The following is a 12,977-nucleotide window of genomic DNA, read 5'->3' as shown; positions in this document are numbered from 1 at the left end:
TCGTGAACCGAATCAGGAACGCGATCGCGAGTGCGAGAACAATCAAGATGATTGCCGGCGTCGTCGTGGGTCTCAGCGTCGGCACGCTGGTTCCCCCGGAACCGGTCTCGGTTCCGGCCGTCGGAACGGTGTCCGGTATCGCGGTCGGCGGCCTCGGTCTGGTCGCCGGGGCGATCCTCTTCCTGCGCGGCCCGGACGCAATTGGCGCCTCGGACTGCGGCTGTTCGGGCGACTGCGGCTGTTCGTGACCGGGCGGTCCCCTGCTCCGGAACTTCTCGGCGACTTGTGGCACGAGTCTGATCGTCGCTCGAAACGTGAGCGAGAGTGAGTGCGTACGCCGAAAAGACACCACAGCTCGGTCGTCGAATCTGCGAACGTTATGGCTGAATTTGCTCGGCCACGAGGACCTCGCTGTTCAATCGTCGGATTCTGCGGGAACGGCGATTAGACGTACTCGACCACCCGACGATGTGTCCCGCGGTCTAATCGTCGCTCTCGGTCTTGATGTCGGCGGACAGCCCCTGTGCCATCTGGATGTCCTTCGAGTTGTTCATCGTCCAGGCCGTCCGCTCGGTGACCGCCTCGATGGCCTCCCGGGCGCTCGGGTAGCCGTTGCCGGACTTCTTGACGCCGCCGAACGGGAGCTGGACCTCCGCGCCGATGCACGGCAGGTTGGCGTACGCCAGGCCGAGCTCGGCCTCGTCGCGGAACTGGTTGATCTGGCGGTAGTCCTCCGAGATGACCGCGCCGGCGAGCCCGTAGGGCGTGTCGTTGTGGATCTCGATGGCCCGGTCCATGTCGCCCGAGTACTCGATGAGCGCGACGTGGGGGCCGAACACCTCCTCCTTGATGCACCGGAGGTCGGTGTCGTAGTCGACCTCGTAGACGAACGGACCGACCCAGAAACCGTCCTCGTGGCCCTCGGGGATCTCGTCGTCGTCGAGCTCCTCGCGGTCGACCAGCACGTTCGCGCCCTCCTGGCGGGCGAGGTCGTTGTACTTGCCGAACTTCTCGACCTGCTCTTCGTTGACCATCGGGCCCATGAAGGTGTCCGCGTCGAGCGGGTCGCCGACGGAGACGCTCTCGGCGAGCTCGACGTAGCGCTCCTTGAACTCGTCGTAGACGTCCTCGTGGACGATGAGGCGCTCGCTGGAGACGCAGCGCTGGCCCGTCGTCTTGAACGAGGACATGATGGCCGAGTGGACCGCGACGTCGAGGTCCGCCTCGTCGGTGACGACGATGCCGTTCTTCCCGCCCATCTCGCAGGCAGCGAGCTTGCCGGGCTCGCCGCCGACCTTGCCCGCGATCTTGTGGCCGACCTCGCTGCTACCCGTGAACAGCACGGTGTCGACCCGCTCGTCCTCGACGATGGCGTTGCCGGCGTCGCCGAAGCCCTGGACCATGTTGAACACGCCCTCGGGGATGCCGGCGTCGACCATCATCTCCGCGATGATCTGGCCGCACCACGGCGTCTGCTCGGCGGGCTTCCAGACGACCGTGTTGCCCTCCACCAGCGCGAGCGCCATGTGCCAGAACGGGATGGCGACCGGGAAGTTCCACGGGGTGATGCAGCCCACCACGCCGCGGGGCTTGCGGCGCATGTAGGCGTCCTTGCTCGGGATCTCGGACGGGACCACGTCGCCGTGGGGGTGACGGGCGTTGCCCGCGGCCCACTCGACCATGTGGGCGGCCTCGACCACGTCGGCCTTCCCCTCGGAGATCTCCTTGCCGCACTCCCTGGTCACGATCTCGCCGAGCTCGTCGGTCCGGTCCTTGAGCTCGTGGTAGACGTCCCAGAGGTACTCCGCGCGGTCGATGTACGAGAGGTCGCGCCACTCCTCCTCGGCGTCCGCGGCGGCAGCGAGGGCGGCGTCGACGTCCGCCTCGGTCCCGCGGTGGAACTCCCCGAGGACCTCCCGGTTCGAGGGGTCGACGCTCTCGAACGTCTCGTCGCCGCGCCCCTCGGTCCACTCGCCGCCGATGTAGTGCTCGTAGGTCTCCTCGCTGGCTTGTTGGCTCATGCTCTGGCAAAAATTGGGACGGGCACGACTAAAAAGTCTCTCAATTCGGGTCACTCGCGCGAAACGTGGACTCTCGTTCCGCCCGACGGCGGGGGGACAGACCGCTATCGGGTCGCCGACCCGACCTCACTCCCCCTTCGAGTCGGCCAGCTTCTCCACCTCGCCCTTGACGCTCACCGCGTCGAAGTCGTGGTCGGGCCGAATGTTCACGAAGTCGAGGAACTCCCGGGCAGCGAGCAGCTCGTCGGGCGCGTAGTGCTCGGCGGCGGCCGAGACCGCCGCGCTCGCGCCGATGAGCGGTTCGAGCGCCCCGAGCGCGCAGGCGATGTCGTACGACCGGGCCTCCTCGATGGCGTCCTCGCGGACGCTGGTCGCGTCGATGAAGTACACCTCCCCGTCCTGCACCAGGACGTTCTCGCCACGGAGGTCGCCGTGGGCGAGCCGGTTGTCGTGCATCACCGACAGCGCCCCGAACACCTCGGGCGCAAACCGCTCGACCTCTTCCGAGGCCAGATCGTCGAGGATCCGGAACTCCGGGAGGTACTCCATCACCAGCACGCCCATCCCGTCGACCTCGAACGCCTCGACCGGCGCGGGGACGTTCAGCCCGATCTCGCGCATCCGGCGGGTCGCCTCGAGTTCGTGCTCGCACATCTCCATCGGGTCGGCGAAGTGCTCGAAGAAGCCCTCCGTGCCCGACGAGAACGCGCCGAGGTTGCGCGCGCCGGTGAACAGCGCGTGGACCAGCGAGTTCTGGTCGGTCACGATCTTGACGAACCACTGGTCGTCGACCACCGCGGGGGTCGACAGCCAGTTGTCGGCGTCGAGGAACTCGACCCGGAGTTCCGACTGGTCGTACCGCCGGGCCATCTCCGCGAAGACGGCCTCGAGGCGCTGCCACTCGATGGTGCCGCGGACCAGTCGCCGGATGCCCATCGGGAGCGACTAGGCGGCCGGCCCTGAAAAAGCCACTTGCCCGCGCCGGTTCCGTCTCCCGGTTCGCGGCGCCGATGCGGTTCGACCCTCGACAGCCTCACACCAGCGAGGCGACGACCGAGCCGACGTAGCCGATGACCGCGAGCGCGGTCAGGACGAGAACCGACCGGAGCGACGGGAACGCGTCGGTCCCGAGCCCCGCCGGCGTCCGAAGCGGCGCCGACCACCACAGCTCCAGGCCGGCCCAGACCAGAAGGACGCCGGCCAGCGCGAACACCGTCAGCACGTCGTAGAATCCCATCCACCACGGGAAGAAGTAGCCCAACAGGCCGTTCTGGACGCCGATGGGGACCGCTCCTCGGACCGCCTCTTCGAGCCGGTCGGTCGGGCCGTCGACGGTCGCCGGGGCGTGCGACCGGAGGTCGGCGCTCGCGGCGCTCGGCCCGCCCGCGCTCTCGTCGCCGGTCCCGAGCCGCTCGGCCTCGTACGCCCGGTCGACGGGCGCGTTCCAGACGACCTCGCCCCGCCGGTTCACCTCGAACACGCGGTCGCCGATGGTGTCGGTGACGAGGGTGTGGCCGTTCGGGAGGCGGTCGGCGTCCCGGGGCCACTGCATCCGCTCGTCGGTCCAGGTCCACGTCCGGTTCCACCGGGCGTCGGTCCCGTTCTCGCCACCGACGCGCTGGTACTCTACGACTCGGTCGTTCTCCGAGTCGGCCACGATGACCGCCGGTCCGCCCTCCGACTTCGGGATGTAGTCGGGGTTGTGCTGCTCCCGCAGCGTCTCGTAGTCGTTCTCGCTCCCGAGCGTCCAGTTCGCGATCATCCCGCCGCTCCGGTTCAGGAAGGCGACCTGGTCCTGGTTGCGGAGGTCGACCATGATGCGGCCGTCGTCGAGTAGTTCGACGTCGTTGATGTGCACCCAGTCCCGGTCGTAGCTCCCGCCGCCCGTGATCGGGAGGTCGCTCTCGGCGGTCCAGGTCCACTCCCGGATGCCCGAGGTCGTGTCGACGACGAAGACCGCCTCGTTGCCGATGTCGCCGACGAGGATGTGCGAGTCGTTTATCACGTCGACGTCGTGCCACCGGCCGCCCTCCATCCGGTGGCTGTACAGTCGAGTGTGCTCGCCCGTCGTCAGGTTCAGCCGCTCGACCACGTTCCGCCGACAGTCGCCGCGGTCGGAAAGCAGCGGACCGCCGCCGCAGACCGACTCGTTCAGCCACTTCGTGGCGACGTAGGTGACCGTCCGATTACCCCTGAGGCTCGGGTCGACGTCCCAGTAGGAGCTGTACCGCTCGGTCTGGTAGAGTACGGTCCCGTTCGGCCGAAATGCGACGAGTTCGCCGGAGAGGCCGCGCATGTCGCCCCGCTGGACGGTAACCACCGTGACCCCCGGTCGGGGTTCGGCGACCCCCTCCCGGACGCCGGGAGCCAGTTCCGCCGAGCGGTCGTACCGGGCGTTCGGCGACTGTCCGGCGGTGACGAATCCGGCCGCGAGCGCGAGGACCAGTCCGAGGCTGACGGCGCCGAGCGCGACCCGAGTCGGCGTGTGGGCATTCACGCGGGCTGATACGCCCGTCCCGGTCAACAGCGTTACGGCGGTAACGGCTGGGAGCCGGAGTACTCCACCAGCGTCGCGACCGCTCGCTTCGGTGACTTTATACTCCGGCTCGCGCAAAATTTGCGCATGGATTTCGGACTCTCCGACGAGCACCAGATGATCCGCGACGAGGTGCGTCGGTTCTGCGACGAGGAGATCGAGCCCGTCGCCCAGGAGATGGAGGACGAACACCGGTTCCCCGAGGACATCTTCGAGAAGCTCGCCGACCTCGACATGATGGGCGTCCCGGTCGGCGAGGAGTACGGCGGACTGGGCGGCGACCAGCTCATGTACGCGCTCGTCACCGAGGAGCTCGGCCGCGTCTCCGGGTCGGTCGGCCTCTCCTACGCGGCCCACGTCTCGCTGGCCTCCAAGCCCATCGAGCTGTTCGGCACCGAAGAGCAGAAAGAGCGGTGGCTCCGTCCGCTCGCGGAGGGCGAGTACCTCGGCTCGTGGGCGCTGACCGAGCCCGGCAGCGGGTCGGACGCCAGCGACATGGACACGATGGCGGAGAAGGACGGCGACGAATGGGTCCTCAACGGCACGAAGCAGTTCATCACCAACGCCAACGTCGCCGGGTCGGTCCTCGTCAAGGCCGTCACGGACCCCGAGGCCGGCTACGACGGCATCTCGACGTTCATCGTCGACCCCGAGGAGGACGACGGCTTCGAGGTCACGACCGTCTGGGACAAGATGGGGCTCAACGCCTCGCCCACCTGTGAAATCCAGCTCGACGACGTCCGCATTCCCGAGGACCGTCTGCTCGGCGAGGAGGGCGAGGGCTGGAATCAGACCAAGAAGACGCTGGACGGCGGCCGCATCTCCATCGCGGCGCTCTCGACCGGGCTGGCCCAGGGCGCCTACGAGGCCGCCAAGGAGTACAGCAAGGAACGCGAGCAGTTCGGCCAGCCGATCTCGAAGTTCGACGCCATCAGGAACAAGGTGGTCTCGATGGACCGAAAGGTCGAGCGAGCCCGCCTGCTGACCCACCGCGCGGCCTGGCGGTACGACCAGAGCGAGTCGGTCACCCGCGAGAGCGCCCTCGCGAAGCTCGACGCCAGCGAGGCCGCTCGGGAGGTCGCCGAGGACGCGGTCCAGACGCTCGGCGGCTACGGCTACACCGAGGACTTCGCGCCCCAGCGGTTCTTCCGCGACGCGAAGCTGATGGAGATCGGGGAGGGGACCAGCGAGATCCAGCACCTCGTCGTCGGGCGGGAACTCGGGCTCTGAAGGCGATGTGAGGAACTCGGGCCGTAAACGTCCGTTCTCGTTTCGCGTAATTTATCTCCCAGATTCGGAGGTGCGAGCTAAGACGTGCAGTCGGTCGCTCCGCTATTACGAGTAGAGTACGGGCGAAGAGAACGGGAGAAGAACCGGTTAGAGCTGCACCGCGTCCTTCTGCGAGAGCGACGGCGGGACGCTGTGGTGGTAGGTCATCGCACCCGCCGACGTCACGATTTTGATGGTGAACTCTTCACCGCCTTCGAGGCCACCCTCTTCGTCGACGTCATCCGATATCTTATCAGGGTTGATAGTAATCCGGAACCGGTCCTCTTGGTTATGCAAGACAGGGAAGGTATTTTTCTTGTCCTTAATGGCTGTGAGGTTGAAATGATTCTTATCTGCCCCTCCGTCTGTATTGTTCTGAAGGATTCTTCCGCTGTGAGGCCCGAGCCACTCGACCGTCGCCGTCGAGAGGTTGATGTCGCCCGACCCGGAGTTCTTCATCACGGTGAGGTTGACCAGATGGATGGTCTCGTCGTTGCCGACGACCCCGACGCTGCTCACGACGTTCACCCGGTTCGTCACGCTCGCGGTGCTCTCCTCGCCGGTCTGCTCGGCCTTGGTCTGGAGGAAGCCCGCGGTGTTGATGAGCACGCCGGCCGCGATGGCGGCCACCAGCACCATCGCGATGAACACGATGAGGGTGCCGATACCTACCTGACCGCGGTCGGCCCGCTCTGTTTCGATGTCGAACATGCTTCTTTCTGGGTCGATCTTCTCGGACTTAGGACATAAAACCCCAATACCATTATCACAGGTGAAAATAATCTATGCGAGCTTGAGTCTCGGGGGTAGAGACGCACTAGCCACAATATGAGGTTGAGAAAGTGAGCGAATTGTAATGAATTATCTGGTGGATAAAATTTGATTACGACTGAAGACTCCCATCGCGAAGCACTTCCAATCTCGGAGGCCGATCTCCCGATGCTCGGTGCGCTCGAAGCCGTCACTGGAGTGGACGGACCCCGCCGAGCGGCCGATTCAGGGCCAGTTGCCGCTCTCCTCGTATGCGTCGACGACGCGTCGGATGGCGACGACGTACGCCGCGGTCCGCATGTTGGGGGCGCCGGTCCGCTCGTAGGTCTCGACCAGATTGTCGAACGCCTCGGTGATGATGCGTTCGAGTTCCTCGTTGACCCGCTCCTCGGTCCAGTAGAACCGCTGGCGGTTCTGGACCCACTCGAAGTACGACACCGTCACCCCGCCCGCGTTCGCCAGGATGTCGGGGAAGACGTAGGTGTCGGTCTCGGCCAGCACCTCGTCGGCCTCGGGAGTGAGCGGGCCGTTCGCTGCCTCGACGATCACGTCGGCCTGCACGTCCCGCGCGAGGTCGCCGTCGATGGCGTTCTCGAGCGCCGCCGGGACGAGCAGGTCCACGTCGAGCGTGAGCAGGTCCTCGTTGGAAAACTCCTCGTCGGCGCCGGGGTAGTCGACGACGCTGCCGGTCTCGTTCTTGTGGTCCTTGACGTCGACGGGATTGAAGCCGTCCTCGGTGTAGACCGCGCCGGAGGAGTCGCTGACCGCGACGACCTTCGCGTCGAGTTCGTGGAGGAGCTTCGCCGTGATCCACCCGGCGTTGCCGTACCCCTGGATGGCGACCGACGCGCCCTCGATGTCCCGGTCGAGGTAGTCGAACGCCTCGCGGGCGGTGAGCATCGTCGAGCGACCCGTGGCCTCGACGCGGCCCGCGCTCCCGCCGCTGTCGAGGGACTTGCCCGTGATGACGCCGGGTTCGGTGGTGTTCTCCAGCGTCTCGTAGGTGTCCTTGATCCAGTTCATCTCGCGCTGGCCGGTGTTGACGTCCGGGGCGGGGATGTCCTTGTCCTCGCCGATGAACGGCCGGAGCTCCTTGGCGAACGACCGGGTGATGCGTTCGAGTTCGGCCTCGCTGTAGTCGTCGGGGTCGATGACGATGCCGCCCTTGCCGCCGCCGTAGGGGATGTCGACGACCGCGCACTTGTAGACCATCCACCCGGAGAGGGCCTTGACCTCGTCGCGCGAGACGTTCGGGTGGTAGCGGATGCCGCCCTTGTAGGGGCCGCGGTCGCCGTTGAACTCCGAGCGGAACGCCTCGAACACCTCCACGTGGCCGTCGTCCATCTCGACCGAGAGGTTGGTCTCCAGCACGCGCTCGGGATGTTTGAGCCGGTTCAGCACGTCGTCGCCGGCGTCGACGTACTCGGCGGCGTCGTCGATCTGTTCCTGTAGGCTCTCGAAGGGGTTTGCTTGCTCGGACATGGTGGTAAATTCCGCCGTCGGGTCACGGATTCGTTACAGTGACTCATACAGTTTCCGGAAGCGAAGCGGGTACGTCCGGCCTCGTTCGGCCGGATTTCGGCTATTCCGAATTACGTCATCCCAATCACGGGCGAACCGTAAGTGTGAGTTTAAGGTCCTAAGTGGAATCAATAGCATTAATATTTTAAGCGTCTGGGAGGACCTACTCCCTACCAATGTCCTCTGGCAAAACCGAAGCCGCGGACCAAGCGGGCACCGGCGAAGAGACCGAGCAGCCGGAGTCCGCGCTCGAGACGGCCCGGCGCCAGCTCGAACACGCCGCGGCCCATCTCGACGTCGACGAGGGCGTCATCGAACGCCTCAAGCACCCGACGAAAGTCCACCGCGTCGCGGTTCCGCTGAAGCGCGACGACGGGAACGTCGAGGTGTTCACGGGCTATCGCGCCCAGCACGACGACGTTCGGGGCCCCTACAAGGGCGGCCTGCGCTTTCACCCCCACGTGAGCGAACAGGAGTGCGTGGGCCTGTCGATGTGGATGACCTGGAAGTGCGCGGTCATGGACCTGCCGTTCGGCGGCGGCAAGGGCGGCGTCGTCGTCGACCCGAAGGAACTGAGCGCCGACGAGAAGGAGCGGCTCACCCGCCGGTTCGCCGAGGAACTCCGGAAGTTCGTCGGCCCCAAGAAGGACATCCCGGCGCCCGACATGGGAACCGACGCCCAGACGATGGCGTGGTTCATGGACGCCTACTCGATGCAGGAGGGCGAGACCATCCCGGGCGTGGTGACGGGCAAGCCGCCGGTCGTCGGCGGCAGCGAGGGCCGCGAGGAGGCGCCCGGCCGGTCGGTCGCCATCGTCGTCCGCGAGGCCGCCGACTACTACGACTACGACCTCGGGGACACCACGGTGGCGGTCCAGGGGTTCGGCAGCGTCGGCGCGAACGCCGCCCGCCTGCTCGACGACTGGGGCGCGAACGTCGTGGCCGTGAGCGACGTGAACGGCGCCATCTACGACCCCGATGGCCTCGACACCCACGCGGTGCCCTCCCACGAGGAGGAGCCCGAGGCCGTGATGACCCACGACGCGCCGCAGAAGCTCTCGAACGAGAAGATCCTCGAACTCGACGTGGACGTGCTGGTCCCGGCCGCCATCGGCAACGTCATCACCGCCGACAACGCCGGCGACGTGCGGGCCGACATCGTGGTCGAGGGCGCCAACGGGCCGACCACGTTCGCCGCCGACGCCATCCTCGAGGAGAACGGCGTTCAGGTCATCCCGGACATCCTGGCGAACGCGGGCGGGGTGACGGTGTCGTACTTCGAGTGGCTCCAGGACATCAACCGCCGGCAGTGGTCGCTCGAGCGCGTCAACGACGAGCTCGAATCACACATGCTCTCGGCCTGGGACGACGTCCGGACCGAGGTCGAGGCCCGCGACATCAGCTGGCGCGATGCGGCCTACGTCGTCGCGCTCTCGCGCATCGCCGAGGCCAAGTCGACCCGCGGGCTCTGGCCCTGAAGCGGACCGCTGACAGCCCCTCACCGGCTACTTCTCGTCGGCCGCCTCCGCGTAGGCCAGCACGCGCTCGGCCTGCGAGACGAGGGGCGCGTCGACCATCTCGCCGTCGACCCGGAAGACGCCTCGGCCCTCGGCATCGGCCTCTTCCTTGGCCGCCAGCACGCGCTCGGCCCACTCGACGCGCTCGGGGTCGGGCGTGAACGCCTCGTTGATCGGGTCGACCTGCGCGGGATGGATGGCCAATTTGCCGTCGTAGCCGAGCTGGATGACGAATCCAGTCTCTTCGCGCAGGCCGTCGGCGTCCTCGAAGTCGGTGTACACCGTGTCGATGGCGTCGACGTCCGCGGCGCTAGCGGCGAGCACGACCTGCTGGCGAGCGTGCAGCACCTCCGTTCCCTCGTCGGTCCGGGTCGCGCTCAGGTCGGCCGCGAGGTCTTCGGCGCCGAAGACGAGGGCGTCTACCTCGGGGACCTCGGCGATCTCCTCGGCGGCGAGCACGCCGGCGGCCGTCTCGACCAGCGCGAGGACCGGCACCTCGGCGCCGCGCTCCTCCAGCAGTTCGGCCAGCGTCTCGGCGTCGGCGGGCGTCTCGGTCTTCGGGAGCATCACGGCGTCGAGCGTTTTCCCGACTCTCTCGGCGGCGCCCTCCTCACCGGTCGCGGCTTCTCCGTCTCGCTCGGACCGACCCAGCACGCCCCGGAGGTCGTCGTCGGCGGCGATGCCGGCCGGGTTCACCCGGATGCAGACCTCGCAGTCCGGCCCGAAATCGGGGTCGGCCAGCACCTCCCGGACCGCCGCGCGGGCCTCGTCCTTGGCGTCGGGCGCCACGGCGTCCTCCAGATCGAACACGATCACGTCGGCGCCGGCGCTCGGCGCCTTGCGCATCATCTCCGGGCGGTCGCCCGGCGTGAACAGGATACTTCGTCGGGGCATGCGCGACACCACGCGCTCCGACGGTTCAACTATTCCGGAATAGAGAGTGCGGTGAGGACCCCGCCGCGGTCGGCCGCGTAGGCCGTCTCGTCCTCGACGGCCACCGGCGCGACCACGGCGTCCGCCGCCCGGTACCACCACAGTACCGTCCCCTCCTGCCGGTCTATCCCGCAGACGTCGCCGGCCTCGGTCCCGACGACGACCGCGCCGTCGGCGACCGTCGGCGACGCCCAGATCCGCGCGCCGAGGTCGGTCCGCCACGACACCGACCCGTCGGCGGCGTCGAGCGCGTAGACCGACCCGTCGGCGCTCCCCGCGAAGACGGTCCTGTCCGCGACCGTCGGCGATGCCCAGACGGCCCCGTCCGTCTCGGCCTGCCAGCGCTCACGGCCGGTCACCGCCGAGATCGCACACACCCGGCCGTCGTCGACCGTCCCGAGGTACGCCGTGTCGCCGTCGACCGCGGGTGCGCTGCCGACCGCCACCGCGGGCCTGAACCGCCAGCGCTCGCGGCCGTCGGTCCGGTCGTGGGCGTACGCGCCGCCGGCGAGGCTCGCGAGGAGGACGCGCTCGTCGTCGACGGCGACCGAGCAGAGCGTCCGCGCGGCGTTCCGGAACGTCCGGAGCCGCGAGCCGTCGGCGGGATGGAGTGCTGCGACCCGGCCGTCGTCGGCCGCGGCGAAGACGGTTCCGTCGACTACTGCGGGCGTCGCCTGGACGTCGCCGTCCGTCTCGGTCGTCCACCGGCGGTCGCCGGTCGCCGCGTCGAGCGCGAGGACCGCGCCGCGGCTCGTCCCCGCGTAGAGGGTGCCGTCGGCGACTGCCGGTCCCGTGACCCGTCCGCCCGCGTGGACGGACCAGACTTCGGTTCCGTCGGTGAGATCGACGGCATGCGTGCAGCCGGTCGCACAGCCCAGGTACGCCGTCCCGTCGCGGACGACGGGCGCGGTCGCGACCGGCCCGTCGGCCCCGAAGCGGAAGCGAACCCGCGGTCGGGCCGGAGCGGGGATGCGGTCGCGTGCGCTCTCGATTCCGGGTTCGGTGGCGATCCGGTCGTCGGCAAGCCGGTCGTGCGGAGCGTCGGCCCGAGCCGGGCGCGGACGCGAGCGTCGCGCGTCCGATTCGCGTGCGCCCGGCGCGCCGGCCGGGGGCGTCGCACCCCGCGGTGTCCCTGGCACCGTTTCGCGGCCGGCGGCCGCGCCGACGCGTTCGTCCCCTGTTCGCGGTCGCGCCCACTCGAACCGGCTTGCGTCCTCAGACATGGTAAGCCTCGGCTGTGACTGACTGCGACCTGATTTATTCGGGACTTATGCTTTGTTATGGGGTAATTACTGCGTCGTAGGCGCCGCATGACGGTGAGGTCTCCGGACGGCGTGTCGGGCGCCGGGCGCGGAATCGGCGGGATTTTTGCCCGACCGAGGCGACGGTTCGGCCGTGACCGGGCTCTACTACGAGGAGTTCGAGGTCGGCGCGACCTACGAACACGAGAAGCGACGCACCGTCAGCGAGTCGGACAACCAGGCGTTCTGCGACATGACGATGAACCAGCAGCCGCTCCACCTCGACGCGGAGTTCGCAGCCGACACCCAGTTCGGCGAGCGCCTGGTCAACGGCCTCTACACGATGAGCCTGGCGGTCGGGCTCACGATCCCCCATACCACGGACGGAACCATCGTCGCCAACCTCTCGTACGACGACGTCGAGCACCCGAACCCGGTGTTCCACGGCGACACCATCCGCGCGCAGTCGACCGTGACCGACAAGCGCGAGACCTCTGACGGCGAGCGCGGCGTCGTGACGATGCGAGTCGAGGCGTTCGCCGCGAACCGCGAGGACGAGGACGGCGACGACCTTCTGGTCTGCGAGTTCGACCGGACGGTGCTGTCGCTCAAGAAGGAAAACCAGTAGTCGGTCGCGGCACGACGCCGCGGCGTCTTCAGCTCGCGACCATCGCGTAGAGCGCGAGGTTGACGACCGCGGCCGCCAGCCAGGGCACCGCGAGGCCGGCCGGGACGAGCAGGCCGTGTCGCTCGGGCAGGAGCCGCCGGCAGCCCAGCCCGACCCCGATCGCGATCAGCTTCATCCCCACCATCGCCGAGAACCCGAACTGCCGGATGGCGGCCCTGGCGACCGGGTTCGACTCGGACAGCCCCAGCTGTAGCCCGTAGTAGGTGGTGAGCAGGTCGCCGACGAGCGCGACCCCCACGAGTATCCAGAGCGTCCGCTCGGTCCCGTCGACGCCCGCCAGCGGGTCGGTCAGGCGTCGTCGTCCGGTGCTGGCCAGCGCCGACCAGTAGCGTCCGTCAGAACTCACGAATCCACGGACGACGAGACCGTCCATTGTTATACGGCTCCTTAGCCGCTGACACGCCGGATTAACGCGGGAGAACGAGGCTCCGCCGCTCGAAAACGCGAACCCCGGAGAACGGGCACGTCGGGGGTCGTATC

Annotated in this window: 12 protein-coding genes; 4 read left to right on the top strand and 8 right to left on the bottom strand. The window is 67.9% G+C overall.

The genetic code is table 11. The features are described from left to right. Positions 1–2: 2 nt before the first annotated feature. Positions 3–248, top strand: a complete 246-nt coding sequence (locus DVR07_RS07845; RefSeq protein ID WP_115796171.1) for a hypothetical protein — start codon at positions 3–5, stop codon at positions 246–248. Between the two features lie 234 nt (positions 249–482). Here DVR07_RS07845 and DVR07_RS07840 read toward each other — a convergent pair whose 3' ends face one another. The 3 genes from DVR07_RS07840 to DVR07_RS07830 form a co-directional block, all read right to left on the bottom strand. Then, positions 483–2,021 (bottom strand): aldehyde dehydrogenase family protein, encoded by a 1,539-nt coding sequence (locus tag DVR07_RS07840; protein ID WP_115796170.1) that lies wholly within the window; start codon positions 2,019–2,021, stop codon positions 483–485. A gap of 126 nt (positions 2,022–2,147) precedes the next feature. After that, positions 2,148–2,957 (bottom strand): RIO1 family regulatory kinase/ATPase domain-containing protein, encoded by an 810-nt coding sequence (locus DVR07_RS07835; protein WP_115796169.1) that lies wholly within the window; start codon positions 2,955–2,957, stop codon positions 2,148–2,150. Positions 2,958–3,054: 97 nt separating this feature from the next. Beyond that, positions 3,055–4,518, bottom strand: coding sequence for an arylsulfotransferase family protein (locus tag DVR07_RS07830; protein WP_115796168.1), 1,464 nt, complete (start codon positions 4,516–4,518; stop codon positions 3,055–3,057). Between the two features lie 126 nt (positions 4,519–4,644). On the opposite strand from DVR07_RS07830, the gene DVR07_RS07825 reads away from it, so the two are divergent. Beyond that, positions 4,645–5,787, top strand: a complete 1,143-nt coding sequence (locus DVR07_RS07825) for an acyl-CoA dehydrogenase family protein (RefSeq protein ID WP_115796167.1) — start codon at positions 4,645–4,647, stop codon at positions 5,785–5,787. A gap of 147 nt (positions 5,788–5,934) precedes the next feature. On the opposite strand, the gene DVR07_RS07820 is transcribed toward DVR07_RS07825, so the two are convergent. Together DVR07_RS07820 and DVR07_RS07815 are read right to left on the bottom strand one after the other, a co-directional pair. Beyond that, positions 5,935–6,537, bottom strand: a complete 603-nt coding sequence (locus DVR07_RS07820; protein WP_115796166.1) for an archaellin/type IV pilin N-terminal domain-containing protein — start codon at positions 6,535–6,537, stop codon at positions 5,935–5,937. A 285-nt stretch (positions 6,538–6,822) separates the two neighbouring features. Then, positions 6,823–8,079, bottom strand: coding sequence for a Glu/Leu/Phe/Val family dehydrogenase (locus tag DVR07_RS07815; protein WP_115796165.1), 1,257 nt, complete (start codon positions 8,077–8,079; stop codon positions 6,823–6,825). Positions 8,080–8,294: 215 nt separating this feature from the next. Between DVR07_RS07815 and gdhB the strand changes: the two genes are divergently transcribed. After that, positions 8,295–9,596: a glutamate dehydrogenase GdhB gene (gene gdhB / locus DVR07_RS07810; RefSeq protein ID WP_115796164.1), complete on the top strand. Its 1,302-nt coding sequence runs from the start codon at positions 8,295–8,297 to the stop codon at positions 9,594–9,596. A 27-nt stretch (positions 9,597–9,623) separates the two neighbouring features. Here the strand turns inward: gdhB and DVR07_RS07805 are convergent, their stop codons facing one another. After that, positions 9,624–10,529, bottom strand: a complete 906-nt coding sequence (locus DVR07_RS07805; RefSeq protein WP_115796336.1) for an HpcH/HpaI aldolase/citrate lyase family protein — start codon at positions 10,527–10,529, stop codon at positions 9,624–9,626. A gap of 29 nt (positions 10,530–10,558) precedes the next feature. Beyond that, positions 10,559–11,791, bottom strand: a complete 1,233-nt coding sequence (locus tag DVR07_RS07800) for an outer membrane protein assembly factor BamB family protein (protein WP_115796163.1) — start codon at positions 11,789–11,791, stop codon at positions 10,559–10,561. 172 nt (positions 11,792–11,963) lie between these two features. Between DVR07_RS07800 and DVR07_RS07795 the strand changes: the two genes are divergently transcribed. Further along, entirely contained in the window at positions 11,964–12,437 is a 474-nt protein-coding gene (locus DVR07_RS07795; protein ID WP_115796162.1) for a MaoC family dehydratase, read from the top strand. Positions 12,438–12,465: 28 nt separating this feature from the next. Here the strand turns inward: DVR07_RS07795 and DVR07_RS07790 are convergent, their stop codons facing one another. Then, positions 12,466–12,870, bottom strand: a complete 405-nt coding sequence (locus tag DVR07_RS07790) for a DUF5658 family protein (protein ID WP_240147452.1) — start codon at positions 12,868–12,870, stop codon at positions 12,466–12,468. Positions 12,871–12,977: the final 107 nt, after the last annotated feature.

Origin of the sequence: Halorussus rarus, from assembly GCF_003369835.1 — an archaeon.
GTDB lineage: Archaea > Halobacteriota > Halobacteria > Halobacteriales > Haladaptataceae > Halorussus > Halorussus rarus.
Note: the sequence above shows the minus strand (reverse complement) of the source record. Positions and strands in the feature narration are given on the sequence as shown.

Excerpts from the sequence above, each read along its gene's own strand:
- DVR07_RS07800 (WP_115796163.1), bottom strand. The coding sequence starts at position 11,791 with ATGTCTGAGGACGCAAGCCGGTTCGAGTGGGCGCGACCGCGAACAGGG.
- DVR07_RS07805 (WP_115796336.1), bottom strand. The coding sequence starts at position 10,529 with ATGCCCCGACGAAGTATCCTGTTCACGCCGGGCGACCGCCCGGAGATG.
- DVR07_RS07835 (WP_115796169.1), bottom strand. The coding sequence starts at position 2,957 with ATGGGCATCCGGCGACTGGTCCGCGGCACCATCGAGTGGCAGCGCCTC.
- DVR07_RS07840 (WP_115796170.1), bottom strand. The coding sequence starts at position 2,021 with ATGAGCCAACAAGCCAGCGAGGAGACCTACGAGCACTACATCGGCGGC.
- DVR07_RS07815 (WP_115796165.1), bottom strand. The coding sequence starts at position 8,079 with ATGTCCGAGCAAGCAAACCCCTTCGAGAGCCTACAGGAACAGATCGAC.
- gdhB (WP_115796164.1), top strand. The coding sequence starts at position 8,295 with ATGTCCTCTGGCAAAACCGAAGCCGCGGACCAAGCGGGCACCGGCGAA.
- DVR07_RS07790 (WP_240147452.1), bottom strand. The coding sequence starts at position 12,870 with ATGGACGGTCTCGTCGTCCGTGGATTCGTGAGTTCTGACGGACGCTAC.
- DVR07_RS07825 (WP_115796167.1), top strand. The coding sequence starts at position 4,645 with ATGGATTTCGGACTCTCCGACGAGCACCAGATGATCCGCGACGAGGTG.
- DVR07_RS07820 (WP_115796166.1), bottom strand. The coding sequence starts at position 6,537 with ATGTTCGACATCGAAACAGAGCGGGCCGACCGCGGTCAGGTAGGTATC.